Source organism: Chryseobacterium herbae (genome assembly GCF_025154075.1).
Taxonomy (GTDB): Bacteria; Bacteroidota; Bacteroidia; order Flavobacteriales; family Weeksellaceae; genus Chryseobacterium; species Chryseobacterium herbae.
Genome location: NZ_JAOAMU010000007.1, coordinates 14740 through 37524 on the forward strand (window position 1 = coordinate 14740; position 22785 = coordinate 37524).

The 22785-nt window shown below is 38.3% G+C and carries 12 protein-coding genes and 1 tRNA gene; 5 read left to right on the forward strand and 8 right to left on the reverse strand.

Going from position 1 to position 22785, the window contains the following annotated elements; genetic code table 11:
• Nucleotides 1-10: 10 nt before the first annotated feature.
• Complete coding sequence (locus tag N0B48_RS19230) at nt 11-2200, forward strand: TonB-dependent siderophore receptor (RefSeq protein WP_259840607.1); 2190 nt, start codon at nt 11-13, stop codon at nt 2198-2200.
• A 99-nt stretch (nt 2201-2299) separates the two neighbouring features.
• Nucleotides 2300-2494 carry a pinensin family lanthipeptide gene (locus N0B48_RS19235; RefSeq protein ID WP_034725104.1) on the forward strand — a complete coding sequence of 65 codons (195 nt, stop codon included), beginning with the start codon at nt 2300-2302 and terminating at the stop codon, nt 2492-2494.
• 661 nt (nt 2495-3155) lie between these two features.
• On the opposite strand, the gene N0B48_RS19240 is transcribed toward N0B48_RS19235, so the two are convergent.
• From N0B48_RS19240 to N0B48_RS19275, 8 genes are all read right to left on the reverse strand, one after another.
• Nucleotides 3156-5066 carry a lanthionine synthetase LanC family protein gene (locus N0B48_RS19240; protein ID WP_259840610.1) on the reverse strand — a complete coding sequence of 637 codons (1911 nt, stop codon included), beginning with the start codon at nt 5064-5066 and terminating at the stop codon, nt 3156-3158.
• Complete coding sequence (locus N0B48_RS19245; protein ID WP_259840612.1) at nt 5044-5916, reverse strand: thiopeptide-type bacteriocin biosynthesis protein; 873 nt, start codon at nt 5914-5916, stop codon at nt 5044-5046. The genes N0B48_RS19240 and N0B48_RS19245 overlap by 23 nt, the downstream gene beginning before the upstream one ends.
• A 4-nt stretch (nt 5917-5920) precedes the next feature.
• On the reverse strand, nt 5921-8572 hold the full coding sequence (locus N0B48_RS19250; protein WP_259840614.1) for a lantibiotic dehydratase: 2652 nt from the start codon (nt 8570-8572) through the stop codon (nt 5921-5923).
• Between the two features lie 9 nt (nt 8573-8581).
• On the reverse strand, nt 8582-10807 hold the full coding sequence (locus tag N0B48_RS19255; RefSeq protein WP_349644560.1) for a peptidase domain-containing ABC transporter: 2226 nt from the start codon (nt 10805-10807) through the stop codon (nt 8582-8584).
• A 585-nt stretch (nt 10808-11392) separates the two neighbouring features.
• Nucleotides 11393-11740, reverse strand: coding sequence for a DUF4377 domain-containing protein (locus tag N0B48_RS19260; RefSeq protein WP_259840617.1), 348 nt, complete (start codon nt 11738-11740; stop codon nt 11393-11395).
• A gap of 1229 nt (nt 11741-12969) precedes the next feature.
• Nucleotides 12970-13326 carry an Mpo1-like protein gene (locus N0B48_RS19265; protein ID WP_259840619.1) on the reverse strand — a complete coding sequence of 119 codons (357 nt, stop codon included), beginning with the start codon at nt 13324-13326 and terminating at the stop codon, nt 12970-12972.
• Between the two features lie 148 nt (nt 13327-13474).
• Nucleotides 13475-15151 carry an APC family permease gene (locus N0B48_RS19270; protein WP_259840621.1) on the reverse strand — a complete coding sequence of 559 codons (1677 nt, stop codon included), beginning with the start codon at nt 15149-15151 and terminating at the stop codon, nt 13475-13477.
• A 114-nt stretch (nt 15152-15265) separates the two neighbouring features.
• The gene (locus tag N0B48_RS19275; protein WP_259840623.1) at nt 15266-17506 is read right to left on the reverse strand and encodes a CocE/NonD family hydrolase; all 2241 of its coding nucleotides are present in this window, start codon (nt 17504-17506) and stop codon (nt 15266-15268) included.
• A gap of 236 nt (nt 17507-17742) precedes the next feature.
• Here N0B48_RS19275 and N0B48_RS19280 point away from each other — a divergent pair, with 236 nt between their 5' ends.
• The 3 genes from N0B48_RS19280 to N0B48_RS19290 all read left to right on the forward strand — a co-directional run bounded on the left by N0B48_RS19280 (nt 17743) and on the right by N0B48_RS19290 (nt 22713).
• Nucleotides 17743-20706, forward strand: a complete 2964-nt coding sequence (locus tag N0B48_RS19280) for a tetratricopeptide repeat protein (RefSeq protein ID WP_259840626.1) — start codon at nt 17743-17745, stop codon at nt 20704-20706.
• A gap of 97 nt (nt 20707-20803) precedes the next feature.
• Nucleotides 20804-22573 (forward strand): TonB-dependent receptor, encoded by a 1770-nt coding sequence (locus N0B48_RS19285; RefSeq protein ID WP_259840627.1) that lies wholly within the window; start codon nt 20804-20806, stop codon nt 22571-22573.
• 66 nt (nt 22574-22639) lie between these two features.
• Nucleotides 22640-22713 (forward strand) — tRNA-Arg (locus N0B48_RS19290).
• Nucleotides 22714-22785 lie beyond the last annotated feature (72 nt).

Here is a 22785-nt window from a genome sequence, read left to right on the forward strand (position 1 = left end):
TATTGACGAAATGAAGAAAAATAACGTCCTATTGACAGCTGCCCTTTTGGGGACGTTTTCTTTAGTATGTGCGCAGGAAAAGAAAGATTCCCTGTCTGCAAAGAACATCGATGAAGTAGTATTAACGGCTATGAAGCAGATTAAAACAGACAGTCTTTCAGGAACTCTGAAACGAAATGACAGGCTGCTGGAAATCCCACAGAATATTGTGAGTATCAAAAGCAACCTGTTGAATCTTCAGGGCGCCTTTGATGTGCAGGACGCGCTTAGAAATGTGAGCGGAATCTATATTGGTGATGCTACCGGAGCGGGAAATGTTTTTGCCGGAACGTACAATGCCCAGTTACGGGGTTTCAGTCCTGTGAGCACTTTCAGGAACGGACTTCCTTCTTTCGCTGGAGGGCTTTCGCAGGAAGATGTGTCCTTAATAGAGCAGGTGGATGTGATTAAAGGACCTGCCGGTTTTGTCAATTCAATGGGGACCGGAGGAGGTTCTTTAAATATCAATACCAAAGCTCCGCGAGCGAACAGGATCGGGGAGGCCAATATCGCTGCCGGCAGTTTTGGCTTCTACCGGGCTGCAGTGGATCTGGGAAGTGCTGTAAAGGAAAAAGGATTTTCTTTTCGGTTTAATGCGGCTTATGAGTCTCAGGGCTATTATGCAGAATATGCAAAACGACGAAAATTCGTTGTGGCACCTGTCGTTCAGTACAATATCAGTAAAAATACATTCTTTATTGCCGAATGGAATATGATTCAGGGAAGAGCTTTGGAATCGAGCAATTTTATTCAGTATGAAACAGAGAAAACGGTTCAAAAGCATCCATGGAAAGCCAATTATCAGGGTGATCCGAATTTACCAACCTCAAAACTTGATGAACATTACGGAAGATTGGTATTCAATCATAATTTTAGTGATAAGTGGAAAATAGTTTCTCAATCTTCTATTAAAAGTACACCGTTGGATCAGTGGAGCCTTCTGGGAGGAACAGCCAGCTACACGCCGCCGATGTTTGATGATGAAGGAAATGCACTTCGTTCCAGCTTCAGAAATAAACAGAAATACCTGACTTATAATACGCAGCTATTTGTAAGCGGCAGCTACAATATCAGTCCGAATATCGTTCATACCGTACTTGCCGGTGTTGATTTTAACAGCAGTAAAAGCAATACGGAACATATTCAGGGCGCTAATGAATTTATTTTTAACCGAAACCTTCTGAATTATGGGATAGACCGTGATCTGCTGACACAGCCTGAAGCAGATGATCAGATTGATTACACCACATCCAAAGACAAAACAGTGGGTGGTTATGTGTACAATACTTTTAAATTCTGGGATAAGTTATTTGTAGATGCAGGATTCCGATACAGTAAAAATACAAGGGACCGCTATATTAAAGGGCCTTATACTTTGGATGGGGAAAGCAAAACCTTTAGACATCATGCATTCAATCCACGAGTTGGCGTGACGTATATGATTCAAAAGAATTTTGCCGCTTTCTTCTCTTATGATCAGAGTTTTGACCCGATGGCAGGGACAGATCCACAGGGAAAAGAGTGGAAACCTCTGGAAAGTTATAATACTGAAATCGGATTAAAAAAGGATTGGTTTGATGGTCTCTTGTCCACTTCTGTGAGTGCTTACAGAATTATCAGGAACAATTCATTCTCTCAAAATCCGGCTACCGGAATCATGACTCAGCTTAATCAGGTAAGGAATAAAGGAATCGAGATCGATGTGATCGGTTCCATTTATCCCAATATTACGCTGACAGCGAACTACTCATACATTAATTCCGTGTATTCAAAAGATCCGTATGCTTCAGAACTGGTTGGAAAGAGATTTTCAAGTGTACCGAGACATCAGATCAATACCTGGGTGATGTACAAATTCCAGAAAGGAAAACTTCACGGGCTTTCTTTAGCGTTGGGTGAAACCGCTGCATTGGTTCGTGAAACCGATGTACCGGGAGTCCGTATTCCTGATTTTATAAAACTGGATGCCAGTATTATGTATCAGTATAAAAAATGGTTTGTCCGCGGAATATTGGATAACCTACTGAATAAAAGATACATCACCGACGGAAATGTACAGCCAAGATACAATTCCGACTGGACTGCTGTGGTAGGAGAGGCATGGATGTATAAGGAAAGTAATCCGTTCAATTTTAAATTACAGTTTGGGGTGAAATTTTAACATTTAAACGCAACTATGTTGCAATAAAATGAGTATCTTTACAACAAGGGAAAGCCGAAACCCTTTAAAGAGTAGGCCAAATTAAAAAAATGTTTTATTATGGAAAACAACAAAAAGATGAAGCTAAACATCGACGATCTTAAGATCGAAAGCTTCGTAACAGCTTTGGACAAAGATCTGTCTAAAAAATTACAAGGTGGTTTAGGAATTGCTCCTGCAGGAGATCATGATCACCCGACTCATACGATTAAAACTCAGGACAGACTTCACGTTTGTGGAACTGTTCAGTGCTAATTTGAGCGAAAAACAATTTCAGGGCTGCTTTATCCGTAAAGCAGCCCTTTTTTATTTTACAGGAATCTTTAAATGCTTAAATCTTTGAATGTTTAAATTTTTTTTTAAACACAAATGCCACAAATAGATTCACGAATATCACTATAATGACAAAGATATTCGTGTCATTAGTGCAAAAAATTGGAGCTATTCGTTTTTTAAAACGCAAAGATTTATTTTCATAGCGGATAGTCTAAGGAATGCAAAGGAGAGAATCAATCTTTGATTGATTCGATGAAGCTGCCGGATAAATGCGTGCCGGGCTAGTTGGGTGGGGGTGTCCGGCCTCGGAAGCTGTAGCGTTAAAAAAATAAATATTGTGAACGTTAAAAAAATTCTTCTGTTTGAAGCGCGAGACTATCCTCGAATCGAATAACTCATATTGAATTCGCGCAAGTTTAGAATTTTTAGAGAACAAAATTTATTTTTAGCGGAAGATTCCAGCCTTGAACTTTTCGTTCTTTTGTTTCAAGACAAAAGGACATTTAGAAAAAAAAACTTTGTGCTTGTGAAATTCCGTGTTTAGATTTTTAACCACAAATGCTACTAATACATTCACAAATATCACTATCATAGCATGAAAATTCGTGTCATTAGTGTAAAATATTCGTGCTATTCGTGTTTAAACTATTCTTATAAAAAAGCTCTTCAGCAACTCCACAATCTGCTCCGATAACTTTTTCTTCATCACCTCCTTTTCACCCTCTGAATACTGAAAACATTCCACCAATTCATCAATACTTAATGGGTTTTCCAATAGCTGAAGAACCACAGCAGGAAAAGGTTCTACCAAAAGATGAAACATTTCCTGATCCGTACTGTAGAAAACATTGTTATATTTTCCAGCTTTGGACGTTTTGTTATTATCTTCCTTCCAGTTCCATTGGGTTTCATGCACATCGATAAAAGGATTATGAACGAAACGTTTTTTCGGAAGTTCTGTTTCATCATTTTTCAGAAATTCTGCCAATTCTTCTTTTAGAATCATCAGTCGGGTTTGAAAACACAAAGCTCCTTTCTGCCTTTTCCGGATGTTGATTTGTTTGGTTTCCAATTGATGGATGTCTGAAATATAAATAATATCTTCTTCCGGTAAGCGGCCGATGATATTTGTTAAGTTATTTCCAAATTCTTCAATGGTCTGAGAATGATGGAGGGATTCATTAAGTGGAACAAAAGCCTTTAAAATCTCAAGTGTTTTAGGATAAAACCGTTCAAAAAATGCTTTTTTAAGTTTAAAATTTTTCAGAACCGTATTATTCTTAGTTTCATTGACAGGAAGTTCAGGATGAAGAATAGAATTCAAAGATTTACCCTTAATGATTGCCAATACAGAAAGTCCGATTCCTGCTGTACCGGTCATCAGTCCGAGGTCTTCACTGTTTTGAATTCCCCATTCGGAATGATTGTGCAATCTGCTTTTCTGTAACCCTTCCAGAACAATTTCTGTAGCAAGTTCCGAAGCTTCTTTGTAGTCAAATACTTCGTTATACTGTAGCAGAAAATCGGAAAGTCCGCCATAGCCACTGAACAGGATATGATTCCGTTTAGATCTTGTCCTTATGTCATGCTTACATCGTTCAAATACTTTTTTACAGTCTTCTTTGTATACAGGATCAGCAGTAATTGTGAATGCCCGAATCCTCGCGTTTCCAATTCCACACGCCCCGTGCGCCCATGCATTGAGATCAAAATCTTCCTGAAGAAAAGTGTTTTTATTCCAATCAAACAGATCGGGAAGATGATTTTTGGATTCTTCCCACCTTAAATCCATCCAGTTGTTTTGGGAAGGATTATAGTACAAGTCTTCGTAATGAAATGCCTGTTTGGCCAGCCAAATGAATTCCTCATTATTGAAATATTTTCCAAGCTGGAGCAGACAGAATGCGATCCCTGAATTACCATGCGAAAAACCGCACAGAGAATCCATTGAAAGAAGATTGTTTCCCCATTTAATTCCAGCTTCTGCAACAAGTGATTTTTCCAAAAGGGTAGTGATCAATGCTTCAATATCGTTAACTAATTTCTGATCCTTTGTATAATGATAAAGACTAACCATCATCATTAAGATCCCTGAAATCCCAATCAGCATATCTTCAGACTGTTCTGTCAGTATTTTCTGTCTGTACATTTCATACAGATTCAAAGTTTGCTGGAGATACAGTTCTTTTCCAGTCACTCTGAATAGTTCTAAACCTAAGTAAATAATCCCGCTTATTCCATCGTAAAGACTGGGGTTTAACAAAACTTGATGCGTAGAACAACTGTATACTTTTGAAAAAGCTTTTTCTGCCGTTTCCAGATGGTTTTCATTTTTGGTATGTTCATAAAGTGCCAGAAAAAACCAGGCAATACCACCGGTTCCATTCCATAAAGAGGGATTGAAAGTGAAAGAAAGTGCCGCTGTTTTAGAATCTCGGGAGATTGTTTCCCAATAGAAGCCCTCTTTGTCCTGTTTCATTTTTGACAGAAGGAATTCACTGATTTCATCCAGTCCGGATTGCAGGTCATTAAGTTCTTGGTTGCTGATCATAGTCTTTTATTAGAGGGATGGTTTGCAAGATTAAAAAAAGTAGATAGGATTCTTCAGCATTGACAATCCCCAACCGGTTATTGGTCATATGAATAAAACTGAGAAGCGCTTCATCTAAGGCTTCAGAAGATAATTGAGCCTCAGTATAGTTTTTCCAAACCTTTTCATTCATTTCCAGAAACTGCTGTAGAAAAGGATCGGTGGTGGTATTCAGAGAATTCCAGAATTCCTCAATACTATCCTGTAATAGAGTTTGGTAAGATTCAAACTGTTGTTGAAAAGCAGATAACACCGTCTTTCGGTTTTGCTTCTGTTCATCCGGATCGTCGGAAAAAGGTACTGGAAGCCAGCTTTGAACAAATTTGTCACAGAGCTGTTGGCTATCGTTTCGCGACAATCCCATGCCTTTAAAAAATGCGAAGTGCGTTTTCAGGGCGAGAAGATATCTTTCTGAGACTGTTAATGGATCGTTTTGTACCAAATGATGCAGAACAAACCTTGATGACGCCCAGAACTGATCTTCAGCATGTGTGATGGTATTGGAATTGCCATATCTTTCTGTTTCCGGAATATATTCTGCCTGTTTCAATTTCAGATGTACTTGGTTAAGATGTTCATAGACTGAAATGTGTTTCTTTAAAACCGGAAAAAACATCGTTGATTCTTCAGTATTTAAAAGCAATCGTAAGCGGATATGATACCCGTTTTCAAAATATCGGATAAAGAAAAACTTGACTCCTTTACCTACTTTTTTGTTGATATCCAAAACAGACAGGTGTACGATATCCTTCAGGAGATCATCTGCATTACCGGTATGATAGATGTAATAGGTATTCCAGTGTTTTTGCATTATTCTAAAAATTATACCATTGGATTAAATGTTCAGCGACTCTTTCCTGGGACCCATTGACAGAGGGCAGGGATTCTTCCATATAAATATGGGATCCGGCTCTGTTTAGAAGCTTGATGAACAGATGAAACAGCAAAGGCTGTTCAAAATCGATACACTGAGGTTTGTAATCATCTCTTGTTCCCGTAGCTTTTTCCGGTGATTGATCTTCAGGGATGTAGGAGGACTGCAAATAAAGAAATACAGAGGAAGGCAGATTGTTTTGCGAAAGCCATTGATGAAAACGTAAAAAATAGATGCTATGAGGTTCATCTTTGCTTTGATGGGGAATGCTATTGAGATTGATCAGCCATCCCTTACGCCGGAGTATAAGCTTCTCCTCAAAGACAATTCGCGGAAATATCTGAATATCCTGACTTTTAAACTGTTTGGAATAATGATTATCAATTGTTTTGATCAATGGAAAAAAGCTCACATAGGTACAGGGATTGAACAGAGACATCAGCTGATAAAGATTGGATCTGTTGGTGATGGTTTCCAGGCACAGATCAAATGCGTAGATTTCTTTTTTTAGAACAGTATCCATCAGAAAAATCGAATCATGATCTGCATTATACCCAACAGTTATCCTGTCCAAAGGAATCTGCTGAGACTTTTTCATCTGTGTATTGGAAGCCGGCATTTTCACTTCATGATCAAGTAACGACGGATGGATATTGGCATTAAAACTGGAATCATCATTCAGTTCGATAAGCAACTGATCTGGAAATGATTGATTGTTGTAATTTCTATGTGTTTCGGAAATTTCAGAATCAAATAAATGAAGAAAACGACCACTCATCTTGCCCATTCCCTGCATCAGTCCGTTCACTACAGCTTTAGTTCCTGTTTCAGACTGTTGATCAAAAAACTGAAGAAATCCTGAGCCTGTCGGAGCAGAGTTGTTGGATAAAGAAAGCTGTTCTAAATTTTTCCTTTTAATCTGTATTTCGTCAGACTGCTGTTCTTCCAATCGGAGATCTTTGCAGAAAAGTTCAGACCATATGTTTTCCTGCTTTGGGCTGTCTTCCGTTTCATATTCATTTTTATAGCGATAATATTCATGATAAAAAGTCACCAGAGGAACCTGCTGATCTTTGCTGTAGGTTGAGAGAAAGAATTCTTTAACGTTCTTTTTTTCCGTACCCCGGATGTCGAAAGCAGTTAAACGGCTGGTCAGATCAGATAATAATTGGCCCAATTCATGGACTGTACTTTCATCGACCGTGTTGATTTGATCTGTGTAAGCGTCTTCGTAAATAAAACCTTCCTGCCGATAATCGACCGGGATGTAGGGAAGCTTTTCAAAACCTTCTCCGTTTCTGTATTTTTCAAGAATATCGTCAAGTACATTTTTGATTTCCTCTTTTGGAAGTTTGACAATTCCGGCCTGAGTTTCAAGCTCTGAAATGGTCCGTTCAAAAATATTTGAGGTATTGTTCAAAAGGATCTCACGCAAAAAAAGATCCGCGGTCTCAAATTTATTTTTTGCCTGTTGAAGAGTGCTGACAAGCTCGTAAACCTGTGCTGCTGCTTCATTTGTTTTTTTGTGCTGCTTAAGAAATGTTAAAAGATGATTATCCCAGTCCGGATCAATCTCGGAACATTCCAAAGTCAGTTCCAGAAATCCTGAATCAATCAGTTTTAAGATATAATGCCGTAGTTCTGAAACATCCGCTTCAATTTGATTGGAAAGAAGTTCGATGAATGACGACAGAGAGATATTTTCTTCTGAATGATGGATCAGATCTTTGATATACTGATTGACAGGTGTCGCCTGAATTTCCTGGAAAACCTCAATATTAGCACAATTCATCAGAAAGCTGAAACGGCCGTCATGTTCTGTAATGCTGCTGTTGGTATTCACAAACAATAAGTCCTGAAGATCGGGATGTCTTTCCATGAGCTTTTTGATGCGTTTTAACAGTTTATTGTTCAGTCTTATTTTACAATTTACAATGTCCGGAGCTGATGAAATAGGTGTTTGATCATCCGGAACCATTTTGGTAAGGCCTAAATACGTAAATGTGCTGAATGGAGACGTTTTATAGGCCATCCGGGTAAGATAACGCAGCACACTGAATTCAATGCGTTCAGTATCTTTATTGAGTGATTTTACATCTGCATTGGTAAAACTATCCAGCTGCTCATACAGATCTTTGCTCGAAAGCAAAACTCCGTTTCTGAACGCACATTCTTCAGTCAGCTTTTGAATATTTTGCCTGTGAGTCCATCGATAATTATTGAACCTTTTATCCCAATATTGTTCGAATTCTCTGATTTTTTCACCTGCATTCAGCCATTCTTCCCAGCTCCCTTTGAAAGCGTTAAAAGTTTCTGTTGGTATTTTCTGTAGTAAAGCATTTGCATTGGACCGTCTGTTGTACACCGACCGTTTCAGATTGAGGAGCAGCTTTCGTTCCTGATCATCATATGACTGTTGAATAATCGTATACATTTCGTCACACAGCTTTTCATTGTAATGTTGATCATGCTCAAGAGCCGTTTGCCATTGCTGCCATTGATCTTTGATTTCCGGGATTTTCAGTGCATTCAAGCTTTGTACGGGTAAAGCGGCATACCGTGTAAAAATATGGGGTAAAATAGTCAGGCTCATGTTCAAAATTTATTTTCCGAGTTCAAGTTGATTTTTAACTAAATGATAGTAAGCTCCTTTTGATTTTGTTAAGGTTTCATGCGTGCCCTGCTCAACAATATGTCCTTTATCCAGCACGATGATATTGTCTGCATGAACTACCGTACTTAGTCTGTGGGCAACAATCACGACTGTTTTGCCCTGAAAAAAAAGGTTCAGGTTTTCAACAATCAGTCTTTCATTATTGGCATCAAGAGAATTGGTGGCTTCATCCATGAATATATAGTCCGGCTGGCGATAAATGAGGCGTGCGATAAGGAGCCGCTGTTTCTGGCCTTCACTAAGTCCGGTTCCTTCACTTCCGATCTGGGTTTCGTAGGAAAAGGGAAGGCTTTCAATAAATTCTTGCATATTGACCATTTTACAAGCATTTTTTACCTTGATCAAATCTTTTTCCGGACTTCCCACCCAGATATTTCCGGCTATGGTATCTGTAAAGAGGAAAGAATCCTGCATGACGGCTCCACATTGCCTCCGCAAACTTCTGGCATTAATGATTTTGAGATCCTGTCCACAGAAAGTGATGATTCCCTGTGTGGTATGAAAAAATTTAAGAAGCAGTTTCAACAAGGTTGTTTTTCCACTTCCGCTCATTCCTACAATAGCGGTTACCTTTCCGGCAGGAATCGTTAATGATACGTTTTGCAGTACATCGGGGGATAATTTCCCATATCGGAAACTGACATCCATTAACTCAATGGAGCCTGAATTTCCTTTAGGTAAATCCAAGGTAGAATGGGCATCTTCGGTCTCTTCATATTCCACTTCTGAAATACGCTGCAGACTGAATTTTGCGGTTTGCATGGAACGTATAAAATCTGAAAGCTGATTGACCGTACCATTCAATGAACCGTACATATAGGTGATGGCAAGCATGGCTCCCAGCGTCAGACTTCCATTAATGACCAGGGAAGCGGTTAAAAAAGTGGTTAATACACCTGTAGTTTCGTTGATGAAAAGAGCTACACCCTGTATCCGCTGATCCAGTTTAAGGTTTTCCATTTTGACTTTGTAGGTTTCTTCCTGCATGGTTTTCCATAACTGGTTTTTTTCCTGCTCTGCTCCGGTTAGCCTTATTTCTGTCATTGCTTCGAAGGTTTCTATCTGATGGCGCTGAGCGTTGGCAAGAAGGCTGAAAGTCCGCTGATCCAGACGTCTTCTTTTTTCTTCAAAGAGATTCGTCCAAAGCACGCTTATCGTACTGGCCACCAGAAAAAGGATGAAAAGTTTATAGTTATAATAACACAGCAAAGCGCCATTCACGATAAGAATGATAATGGAAAGTCCTGCACTGACACAGTTTTTGGTCAGAAATTCCTCTACACGCTGGTTATCGTAGATCCGCTGCAAATTATCTCCGCTGCTTCTGTATTCAAAGAAAGAAAGCTTAAGCTGCATCAATTTGTCTACGAATTCATAGATAAGTTTGATACTGATATTCATGCCCAACTTAAAAAGAATCCGGCTCCGAAAGAAATCAGTTAAAATTCTTCCAGTAAACAAGAGAAGCTGTCCTGCACAGATCAGAGATAATATTCCGATGTCTTTTTTAGAAACAGCCTGATCTACCACAGCCTGGGTTAACAATGGAATCGCGAGTGTCAAAAGAGTAGCTGCCAAAAGTGCGGCGATCACATAAGAAATGCTCCTGTGGTCATCTATCTTTTTCAAAAGTGAAAACAGGCTGACCGATGGATCCGGCTGTTCTTTAATTTGGTTAAAGGCTTCTGTCTGTTCCACAAAGATAGCGATGCCTTTATTTTCCTGTCCGGGACCAATCCAGTGCTCCATAAAATCATGGATGGTGTAACGCATATTCTTTCCCAGTGCAGGATTTCCGACGTAAGCATATTTCTCAGTAAGATACCACAGCACTACGAAATGATTATGATCCCAGTGCAGAATGCAGGGCAAAGGTGCTTTTTCAGATAAGATCTCCAGATTGAGTTCAGCAGCTAATGTTTTGAGTCCAAGCTGTTCTGTCGCATGGGTGATCCCGGAGACGGAAGTTCCCTGGCTTCGTACATCGCAAAGATCCCGCAGATGATTTAGTGACAGTTCTTTTCCGTGATAGGAGGTAATCATTTTTAGGCAGGTCGGTCCGCAGTCCATAGTGTCCAGCTGCCGGAAAAAAGGGTAATGTTTTCCTTTAAAATAAGAGGAAATTAGTCTCAGTACTTTATTCTCCATTGTCATTCATCCTACGTTGGGTTGTGGTTTAGTATAAATTTTTAAATCGCAACAATGTTACTAATGCAATTGTGTTGCAATTTATAAAAAATAACAGTACACAGCGTTTATTTCTTCAATTAAATCTGAAGATTGTGGGTAATTGGATGTTGAACTTTATTTAAAAAGCTTTAAAAGAATAAGTTTGAGTGGAATTTTGAAGGAAGAAAATTGCGAGTGTCAGGAATGAGAAATTTCGAAAGATTGGATCACGTGGTAAACTTGCGGAGCTGATCAGGTTTACTTTTCTAACGCAAAGAAAATAATTATACTATTTACAAAGGGAAGCAAAGATGGAATCAATTTCATTGATTCTGATGAAGGGAATAGATATGTAATGAGTTAAATATTTCTCGCGAATTAATCAGATGATGCAGATTTTCCCTTTTTTTAATCTGCTTTATCCGTACTATCTGCGAGAGCATATTATTTTTGCTCAGTTCAAATTTTGCGTCTGATTTGAAAGGCATGAAATATCTTTAAGAACACAGACTCTGTAGATATGAAGGAGTAGAAAATAAAAACTCCCGAAATTTTCGGGAGTTTTTGGTCTTATTTTTTGGTTTTGGAAACCTCTTTGATCAGTGTGTATTTTATAGATGATCCGTCAGCTGGCGGATTGGCAATCTTTTCCGTTTTTACTTTCAAAACATATTCATACCCTGGCTCATACGTAAATCCTTCAATGTTTGTATAGAAATTGGTCCAGCTTTCTGAAGCTTTTTCTTTTACCTGCAAACACTTCATAGGCGCTACTCCGGTACAGTCTGCAGTTTCAGGTCCTACGATGAACGTTTTTTCGTTAGCTCCGGCAGTATTGGCCGTAGTGGTACATTGTGTCATTGCGAATAGTGCTGCTGCAGGAAGAGCTCCTTTTAGAATGGTTGCTATAATTTTCATAAACTTTATTTTAAACCTTAGTTGGCAATTACTGTGCCGAAGTTTTTGCCGCAGTTTTTCTATTTTTTTTTAGTTTATAATTATTTAATTTGAGCGCTTATAAAAATTTAACCAAAGAACACAAATACCACATTATACTATGAATAATCCGATTCAGATTGAAAATTACAAAATTCAAAAGTATGAAACGTAGACAGGAAATATCACGTATGAATAGCTGAGTAACAAAATAAAAAATTCTGAATTGGCCACAAAACAGATTGATGAAGGAAGAGATTACCGATATTATCTGGACAAAAATATTATACCAGGAATAAAGAAAACAGCGAATATGTCCGTATGACCACAATCTGAGTGAGCCGGGAAATCTGGAGTGGGCTTCCGCTTTCCAGATTGTCTTGGAGGAAAATAAAGAGGACTGTATCCCATAGAATACAATCCTCTCATGAATCTGGAAATTTCATAAGATCAGTTCGCAGACTTCAGAGAAGATCATTATACTTTAGCCGATAGCAACTTCAGATTAGGTATTGATATAATAGAATTGGGTTTAATGAATATGATTAAGTTTAACTTTAATAAAGTATTTAAATTAATCTGATATTCAGTTTTTTGTGTAAAATATTTAAAGTTTAAATTCAAGATGGGGGTTTTAGATTTCGGCGGCCGGAGGCCGCCGAAATCTAAAACTCTATATCCTCCATATTAAGATGAATAGAACCTTCAAAAGAATTCACTTTCTATAAAAACAAACCATAAAAATCTTAGATTTTTAAAAACTTAAGTGCATTTCTGATCCCCAAACAGTAAGCTTATAAAACTTAAGTGTTTAAAAAAATCTTTGTCTATGATTATGATTAGACGAGAATATTTGAACCATTAAGAGCATTAAGTGTTTAAGAATAGTAAGCCAATTTTCCCTCTAAGAAACGCTGCTAAAAAAATCAAATGATTTTTTCTTAACTCATCTTATCGTCTTCATTGATCTTAATGTTTTAAAAAGCACACAATGATAATCTCTAGGAAACAAAAGTACAAGCATATGAAGTCATAAAATTCTTTTAAACACTTAAGTTATTTTAGAGTTAAGTATACTGCATATATAAAGTACACTTAAGTTTTATGAAAATCTTGGATTTTCTGCTTATGTGGTCTATTTGTTTTCAGCATAGCAAGATTTTAAAACTAAAGTGTTTAAAAAACTTTTGTGTCTTTTGTGGTAAAAAAAATTAATGCAAATCCTCAGAAGTATCAGTGTTCTTCGGTTTGGGAGCTATCCCTCTGAATTTCTGCTTACCGATCAGCAGCTCAAAAAACAACCTGAAATCCGAGACCAGTGACCAGATAGGATATTTAAAAGTAGCAGGTTTATTTCTCTCAATAACGGCATGGCTGAACCATGCGAAGCCATATCCAAAGATCGGAATGTACCATAGAAACCTTTCTTTCCCTGAACTGATGACATACCAGATCACAAGAAATACCAGAAGTGTTCCGATAAAATGAAAGATTCTGGTTCCCGTTTTACTGTGCTCGGTAAGATAGAACTGATAAAATTCTCCGTACGTTTTTATTCTGTCTGACATGGCCAATTAGTTTATAGTTTGTGTGGGAATCTATGCAATAATTCTGCCGATTTAATGAAAAAGACCAAATGTGAAAAAAGAAAAAAGGCAAATCTGCTGGTATGCAAATTTGCCTTTTATTATATTTTATAATTTGTAAATCAGTATTTTAAACTGTTTCTTTTCTAAGCTTACTGTGTTTATAACCGTAGCAGAAATAGATCACCAGACCCAGCGCAAACCAAAGGCCGAACCAGAACCAGTTCTCATGGCTCATTCCCGTAAGAAGGTATAAACATGAGCTTAAACCGATCAAAGGAATTAAAGAGAAATTCTTAATAAAGGTAAAAACACAAAGTACCAGATTGATCAGAATGAAAACGAAAATGGATGCTCTGAATTCCCCTTCTTTAGGATCACTCCAGTCCATCAAATCAGTGAAAAATTCCGGTTGCCAGATATAGAAACCTATTAATCCTCCGATAATGATAACCGGGAATATGATCTTACCATTAATATAAGGAAGGTGGAATCTGCCTTTGATCTTTTCTTTCGCTGGAAGCATTAAAACTCCGGCGCATACCAGTACGAAAGCGAAAATGGTCCCAATACTTGTAAAATCCAGGATGAATGTTTTATCCGTAAACAGGATAGGAATTCCTACGGCAATACCTGTAATAATGGTAGCAAATGAAGGGGTTTTATATTTTGGATGTACCGTCTTGAATTTTTCAGGCATCAGTCCGTCACGGCTCATCGCATACCAGATTCTCGGTTGTCCCATTTGGAATACCAATAATACCGTGGTGATGGCGACAATAGCTACGAAAGAAACCACAAGTTCCATCCAGGCTACATTGGCGTTAGATTTTTCGAATATGAATGAAAGCGGATCTCCGATACCGTCGAACTTCCTGTAATCAACCATTCCTGTCAGTACTAGTGTTAAAGCAATATAAATTACTGTACAAAGCACCAGAGAGATGATCATCCCTTTCGGAAGTGTTTTCTGAGGATCTTTGGTCTCTTCGGAAAGAACGCTTAATGCATCAAAACCGATATAGGCAAAGAAAACGCCCGACACCGCACTCATGACTCCGGCAAAACCGTTGGGCATGAAGGAAGCGACGTGTGTTTCCGGATTGACAGGGGTCCAGTTTTCTGTATTGATGTAAGAAAAGCCTACCAAAATTACTAAAACAATGACAGCCAGTTTTAAAATAACCAGAGAATTATTAAAGTTCTTACTTTCTTTCACTCCTACATAACAAAGCCATGTGATAAGGCCATTGATGACCAGTGCAGGAAGGTCTAGAATGAATTTTAAATTACCGATCAGCGGGGCTGTATTCCATGCACTTAACAGCTCCTTATTCTCAGAACCGTTCTGGAAAGCTTTTCGGGCTTCGGTGTAGCTGCAGGTAAGGTAGTCGGGAATATGCATGCCCAGACGCTCTAAGAAGCTGGTGAAATAGTCGGACCAGGAAAAAGCCACATAAATATTCCCGAAAGAATATTCCATGATCAATGCCCATCCGATCACCCAGGCAATCAATTCCCCAAAACTGGCGTAAGCATAAGTATATGCGGAACCGGCTGTAGGAATTCTGCTGGCAAATTCAGCATAACACAAGGCAGTAAATCCACAGGCAAAACCACAAATTAAATATAGTAGAATAACTCCGGGGCCACCTCTGAAAACTGCTTCACCTAAGCTGCTGAAACTTCCTGCTCCTATAATGGCCGCAATACCAAAAAAAACGATATCCCAAACACCTAAAACCCTTAAAAGACTGGTAGATGTATCTGTTTCTGAATAGTTTTTCCTTCTGAAAAGTTGATTCATTCAATATTTATATTTGAGTTTGAAAAAAAGCAAATGTAATCATTTTTTATTTTGGTGTTGGCTGTAATCATAATATTTCGTTAAAAAGGCTGAGGTTCTCACGGCTAAACTCCTTTATTCTTGGTAAATAGGTATTTCCACATAGCTGTCGTTATACCACTTTATTTCCAGCGGTTCGCCGGAATCTTTGATCGTTTCATCACTTACATCTTTTCCGGATCCGTAATTAATCTGCCAGCTTGGGTTTTTATTGACGCCCACCAGTAGAACCAATTTGCTTCCCTTTTCTAATTTTTTACTCATAAATATTGAGTTTTTTATAGGGATCTGTTCTTCTTTACCCGGTTTAAGGAGCTGACGCATAGCATTGTTTTTTGCATAGCTCGCTCTTACCATATGAGTGGATAATAAAAAGGTCTTTCCATCAGGCTTGATCTGATACAGGTACATATCCGTATCAAAATCTTTTTTATTAATGGAAACATTGAAGAATCCAGCCGGATTTCCACTGAAGATAAGGTCTTTGTCTAAAACTTCACTCTCGAAATACACGGAGTTCGTAGTTTTCACACTGTCAATCTTACTTACCGCGTGATAAGTGTCCTTTTGATCCCGATTCTTGAAATCAACCGTTTGTTTAACGAAGCTTTTCTCTGCGGGCTGAGTGAAAACCGATGCGGTACCTTTACGATCCTGAAGATAAAATTTAAGCGTTGAAGTATGCATCTTATCCAGAGTAGGAGCGTGTTTCCATGTATTGGTATTCATCACCTGAAAATTAATCCTGTCTTTTAGAATCTCTGGTTTTTTACCGTCTTTCATGATATAATCAAACCAGGAAAAAGCAAGGTCGTCAATACTTATTCTGGCTACAGGATCTATCGGATTTCCGCCGACGTGAGTATATCCAAAGCTTTGTGCTCCGCCATGATCATAAGGACCAATCACGATATAATGATTAGCATTTTTGTTATACTGATGATGTTCTTTAAAATAGTATAGCGCTCCGATCTGATCATCGTCATAATAGCCTGTCGTCGTCAGAATAGGAATATTGATTTTGGCGAAATCCTCTTTGTAAGGCACCATTTTCTGATAATATTGGTCGTAACCGGGATGATCCAGCCATCTTTGAAATATCTTGCTTGGCTTACCGCTGATTGTATCCAGAGCTCTGAATGATTTTCCGCTTTTGTACCAGGCCGTATTAATAGAATCCCATTTTTTAGCATTGTTGAAATCTGCTTCATCCGTAAGCTTATTATTCGTCACATACTGGATCCATTGCAGCATATAACTCATGAAAATATTATTTTGGGCAGGATAGTCTATTCCGATTCCTACCGCAACCTGTGGAACAATTGTTTTTAATGCAGGGTGTAATTTTTTAACAGCGGCCCATTGGCTGAAGCCCAGATAACTTCCACCGATCATTCCGACTTTACCGTTACACCAGGGCTGCTTGCTGATCCAGTCGATCACTTCGTAAATATCCTGAGATTCGTGTTCGAAAGGATTGTTCACGTCATTGCTGTTTCTTTTGCCACGGGTATTCACAACAGCACCTACATAGTCATAAACGGCAGCTCTTTTTCCGAAATAAGCATCGATCGGTCCTGCATAAATATTATTGCTGAGAACAACAGGAAGAGGCGAGGTATTTGTTTTTTTTCTGACAATCGTGATCGTCAGGGTACTTCCGTTTTTTGTTTTAATATCCTTAGTTTCGGTAATGAACTTTTCCTCGTCTTTTGAGGTAACCAATTGCATGATCTGAGGTTTAGTGATGGAGAAAGTTTTATAATTCAGATAACTTCTGCATAAAGCCACAGCCGATCCGTAATCTATACTGTCTTTATCTTTTTGTTTGTCCAGCGTTTCTTTGAGGACTTTTCGTGCGACCATGACATCACCATCTACTGCAATACTTAGTTTCGTGATCAGTTTATCAGGGAGGCTTGCATATTTTGTGTCGAATGCTTTTTGGAAGGCATTCGGGAAAGAAATTTTTTCTTTTGCCTCGATTATTTTTGCCATGCTGTAAAATTCGTAGGCAATATATTTATTCCCTACCATGTCATGATCTGCAAATTCCTTGCGGTAATCTGCTAAAGTGGCATTGGATTTTTTGTAATCTTTAGCAAGCAATTCTAAACGCAGGAGAATATCCAGATAAGCCAGTTTATTGGTTTGTTTAAGCTTCAGAAGTGGAGCCTGAGTCATTAGTTTTGATGCCAACTGGGGCATTTGTTTTTCCAAAATAACACTGTCAGTGATGGCTGTTTTCGGAAAATAAAATTTTTGAGCCTGCAGAAGGTTGACAAATATTAATGCTAAAAGTATTTTAATTTTCATGTAATGGTATGTTTTTAGCTGGTGTAGATTGAGGATTCCATCAGAAATTTTTTTTGAAGGTTCCGAATTGATATCCATTTTGTTTTTACGATACTAAAGTAATCATTTTTTATCATCAAATAGTGAAATGTAATCAATTGTTAATTTATGTTATAAAACCTTTAAAACTTGCTTAAACAATAAGTTTTTAATATTTTCGTTAACTTATATAGCTAATCTTTTTATTCAGAAAAAGAATGAATTCAAAAAAAATACTTCTCTCAGCTGCCGTGTTTTATTTCGGAATTTCCGGAGCACAACAGTCACAGTACTTTACCCAGAAAGAAAATTACAGGTTCAATCTCGCAGAAAATCTTTATCAGACCAAAATATACAATGCTTCTCAATTCGAATATGCTAGGCAATATTTCTATAATCAGAATTTGTCCAGATCGAGAAAAGAAGCAGCGCAGTTTTTTGATAATGTGATCGGCGTGATCCTACAGAAAAACCATGCAGAGGAAGGACTGACCGCCTTTATGAAAGAATATCCGAATTCTGCGTATTTTGCTCAGGCCAATCTTCCGCTGGCAGATTATTATCTGGCTAAAAAAGATTTTGACAAAGCCCTGGAGACCCTGAAAAAAGTAAACCAGTATCAGCTTTCAAAAGAAGAAAATACACAGTATATTCTGAAACTGGGCTATGCTAAATTCATGACTGGTGATACCAAAGGAGCCACCGATGCATTGGAAGAAGCCTATAAAACAGCTGATGAATCTCAAAAAGGAGATATCGCTTATATGCTGGGACACCTGTATTATTCGGGTGGACAGAATGATAAAGCTTTCCAGTACTTCGATTCTGTAAAAGATCAGCCTAAATTCTCTAAGCTGGTTCGTCCTTATTATGTACAGATGTACTACAATGATAAGAACTATGATCAGGCAATTTCTGAAGGAACAGCTTTATTGAGCGAAAGTATTTCGGATGCTTATAAAGCAGAGGTTCATAAGATCATCGGGGAGAGTTATTTCATGAAAAATGATTATACTTCGGCGTATCCGCACCTTAAAGATTATCTGAGTGTACAGCAGAATCCGTCTGAAAATGACCTTTATGAAATGGGATTTGTGGCCGCTCAGCTTAAAAAATATGATGAAGCGGTTTCTTATTACAACCAGCTTGTCAACAGCAATTCAGCATTGGCACAGAATGCTTACTATCAGTTAGGAAATGCCTATCTGGCAGTAGATAAAAAGCAGGAAGCCCTTTCGGCATTCCGTTCTTCTTATCAGATGAATTACGATGCTAAGGTTAAAAAATTAGCCCACGAGCAGTACGCGAAATTAAGTTACGATATCGGAAATCCGTTTGAAAGCCCTTCTGCGGTGATCCAAAGCTATATCAACGATAATCAGAATGATGCGAATGCGCCTGAAATGAGATCACTTCTTGTGAAATCATATCTGTATTCCGGAAACTATAAAGAAACGCTGAACGCGATTGACAGACTTCAGAATTCTACACCAGAGATCAATAAAGTAGACCAGGAGGTTTCTTATTTATTGGGAACAGAGGAATTCAACAAAGGAAATTATGACGAAGCAGAAAGGTATTTCCTGAGAAGCTTAGGATTCAATATCAATAAAGAATTTTACAACAGAGCATTGTATTGGTTGGGACAGGTGTATTACCAGAAAGGGAATTATCCGTCTGCCATTGCCCGTTACGAGAAGCTTCTTACTGAAACCTTCCCTGAAAAGCAACAGCTGCCATATGACTTAGGATATGCTTATTTTAAAGCTAAAAAATTCGATCAGGCACAGACCTATTTCAAACAGTATCTGAGCAATCCGAAGCCTGAATTTAAAAATGATGCAGAACTTCGTTTGGCAGATATTCATTATGCCAACAATGATCTGAATGAGGCGATTGCGATTTATGATAAAAATGAAGATGCCACCGACTATACTTTATACCAGAAAGCGATGGCTTTAGGATTTAAAGGTGATACACAGGCGAAGATCACCAATCTGAAAAATCTTCTATCCAAATACCCGGATTCTGAATATTATGACGATGCCCAGTATGAAATGGGAACAGCGTATTCCGCACAGGATGATTTTGCGAATTCCAATGATTATTTTGCGAAAGTGATCAAGACCTCTTCGGATAAAGATCTTATTGCCAATGCATCTATTTACAGAGCACAGAATTATATTGACCAGAACCAGAGCGATAAAGCACTTTCTGAACTTAAATCTTTAGGCGAGCAGTATAAAAATACGGCGTACGCTGAGAAGATCGTTCAGGCAGCAAAACCTATTTTCACGAAAAACGGTGACGTTTCCGGATATGAAACTTTTGCGAAAAATATCGGGGTAAATGTAGATGCTTCTGAGATCGATGAGATCAACCTTTCTACCGGGAAACAGTATTTCACCAAGAAAGACTATAAAAATGCTATTTCTTACTACGAAAAATATTTAACACAGAATCCTACCGGAGAAGGCCTTTATCAGGCTAAATACGAGCTGGGAGAAAGCTACTATCAAACTAATAACGCGACGAAAGCGCTTCTTGTTCTTCAGGAAGTAGCCTCGGTACAGAACGACTATCAGGATGATGCACAGACCCGTCTGGCACAGATTTTTGTGGCTCAGGGGAATACGGCAGAAGCCAAAAAATATCTTGAGAATATCAAAAACTCTTCAGACATCAGTATTAAAAACTATGCGAATGTTGAGTTGATGAAGGTATATGCCAGCGAGAAAAACTTCTCTCAGGCGGAAAAACTGGCTGATGCAGTGATCGCGAATACGAAAAACTCGGCAGCGGTTATTGAAACAGCGAAAGTGATCAAAGCGAGAAGCCTTATGAATTCAGGGAAAGATAAAGATGCACAGTCAGCGTACACTTCTCTTGAAAAATCATCCAATACATCGGTGGCGGCGGAAGCTATTTATGCAAAAGCTTACTATCAGAATAAAGGAAAGGCATTCAAATCTTCCAATGAGACGATCTTTAAACTGGCCAACAATTATGCATCAGAAGATTATTGGGGTGCAAAAGCTTTGGTCCTGATGGCTAAAAACTATGTAGGACTGAAAGACAATTACCAGGCAAGTTATACCTGCGACCAGATCATCGAGAATTATAAAGATTTCCCGGAGATCGTAGCAGAAGCAAAAGAGGTTAAAAAGCAGATTAAAAAGTAAAGTGTATAAAGTATAATGTAAAAAGTAAAATGTACAAAGTACAATTCGATAGATACATTATACATCCGACATTATACATTAATACAAATATTGAGCAATGAACAGAAAAATTCAATTATTATCCATATTATTTTTAGGGTTTTCGCAGTTTGCGTTTTCCCAGATCAAGGAGGAAAAACTGATTCTTAATAAGAAGCGGGAGCCGGAGGTGAAGAAGATCGAGAAGAAGAAAACCTCTGTGGAGACCATCAAAAATTATCCGCCGGAAGAGAAATCCCAAAACCCTGTGAAATATACCATCACAGATGTGCCTGCGGTTTCGGATTTTAAAACATCTACCATTCAGGGGCAGGATGTCACTCCGAAATTTGAAGGAACAGCTCAGAACAACTATGTGCAGTTTGGAATGGGGAATTTTGGGAAGATTTTGGGTGATGCCAATATTTCCAAAACCCTTGACAATAAACTGGAAGTAGGGGCGGATTTCCATTTTCTTTCCACTTTGGGTCTGAAAAAAGAATATGCCTGGGATTCCAAGCAGAGTTCTACGGCGATTGGGGCGTATTTAAATTCATACGGTGAAAAAGGAAAATTCAATCTGAATGCTGAGTATGGACTGGATAATAACAGATATTACGGAATTTATGCCATGGAGCCTTCTGCAGACGTTGATCTGAAGCAAAGGGTAAGTCAGTTTAAGGTGAACGGATATTATGATTTTTATTCTAATGAAATCTTAAATGATGTAAGGGTAAAATCTTCTTTCCTGAAAGATCATTTTGATGCACAGGAAAACCAGGTTTCCATTTTGGCGAATCTTTCCAAGCATGCGGTGGAGATCGGTAAGTCGGGAATTGTTTTAAATGCTGACTTAGGCGTTGGGCTAGAAGCTGTGAAAGCAGATTTTGGGATTGTCAACAAAAATTCATCCAATTTCTTTAAAACAAGCCTTACCCCGAAAGTAACCTTCAGAAAAGGAGATTCCTACTTAATGCTAGGTTCCGGATTCTCTTTCCTGAATGCTAAGAATTCAAATGATGCCCTTGGAGGAGAAGTGAAAAATAATAAAACGTACTGGTTTCCACAGGCTGAGTTCCAGGTGGCTGCTGCTAAAGAATTTAAATTCTACGGTGGGGTAGACGGCGGATTGAAGCTGAATACCTACGGGGATCTTCTGCAAGCGAATCCATTCGTGCTTTCTGACCAGTTTTTGAAGCCAACAGAGACACAATATCATTTTTATGTAGGTTTACGTGGAGACATCGACGAAACATTTAAATATGACTTCTCTGCAGGGTACGGAAAAATGAGGAATATTATGTTCTTCCAGGGGAATAGTATTTTGGATAATGCCTATAGCCTGAACCGTTCTGCCTACAATTTTGCGAACACATTCTCGGCCGTATATGATGACGGAAATGTAAGTGATATCAAGGGGAGTGTACAGTATTTCCCACTTGAAAATCTGATTTTAGACGGAGAAGTAAGGTTTACAAAGTATGATCTGAAGAATTATGCAGATATTTATAACGTTCCTTTAGTGAATGCAAGCATCGGAGCAAAATATACCATGCTTGATAAAAAGCTATTGTTAGGATTCAAAGGAATCTTCGCAAGTGACAGAACCACAAACTCTTTCGCGATCGAAGGAGTGGCCAATCCGAACATGGTTTACCAGTCTACAGAGAACAAAAATGATAAAGTTGGGGGCTATGCAGATTTAAATCTTTCCGCAGAGTACAAATTTTACAAAAATTTCAGTATTTTCGCACTCGGAAATAATCTTCTGAACTCAAACTACCAAACGTATAAAGGCTATAAAGTCTTAGGCGCGCAGGTTGTGGGAGGAGTGAAAATTACATTCTAATACAAGTAATGAGTGATTGGTAATCGGTAATGTTTACACAATTGATTACCAATTACTCATACAAAAGGCTGCGTAGTTCAACTGGATAGAATATCAGATTTCGGCTCTGAGGGTTGGGGGTTCGAATCCCTCCGTGGTCACAAACGCCCAAATGGCTCTAATTTAATCCAAATTGAGCCATTTTTTTTGTTTTTGATTCCAGAATAATCCAG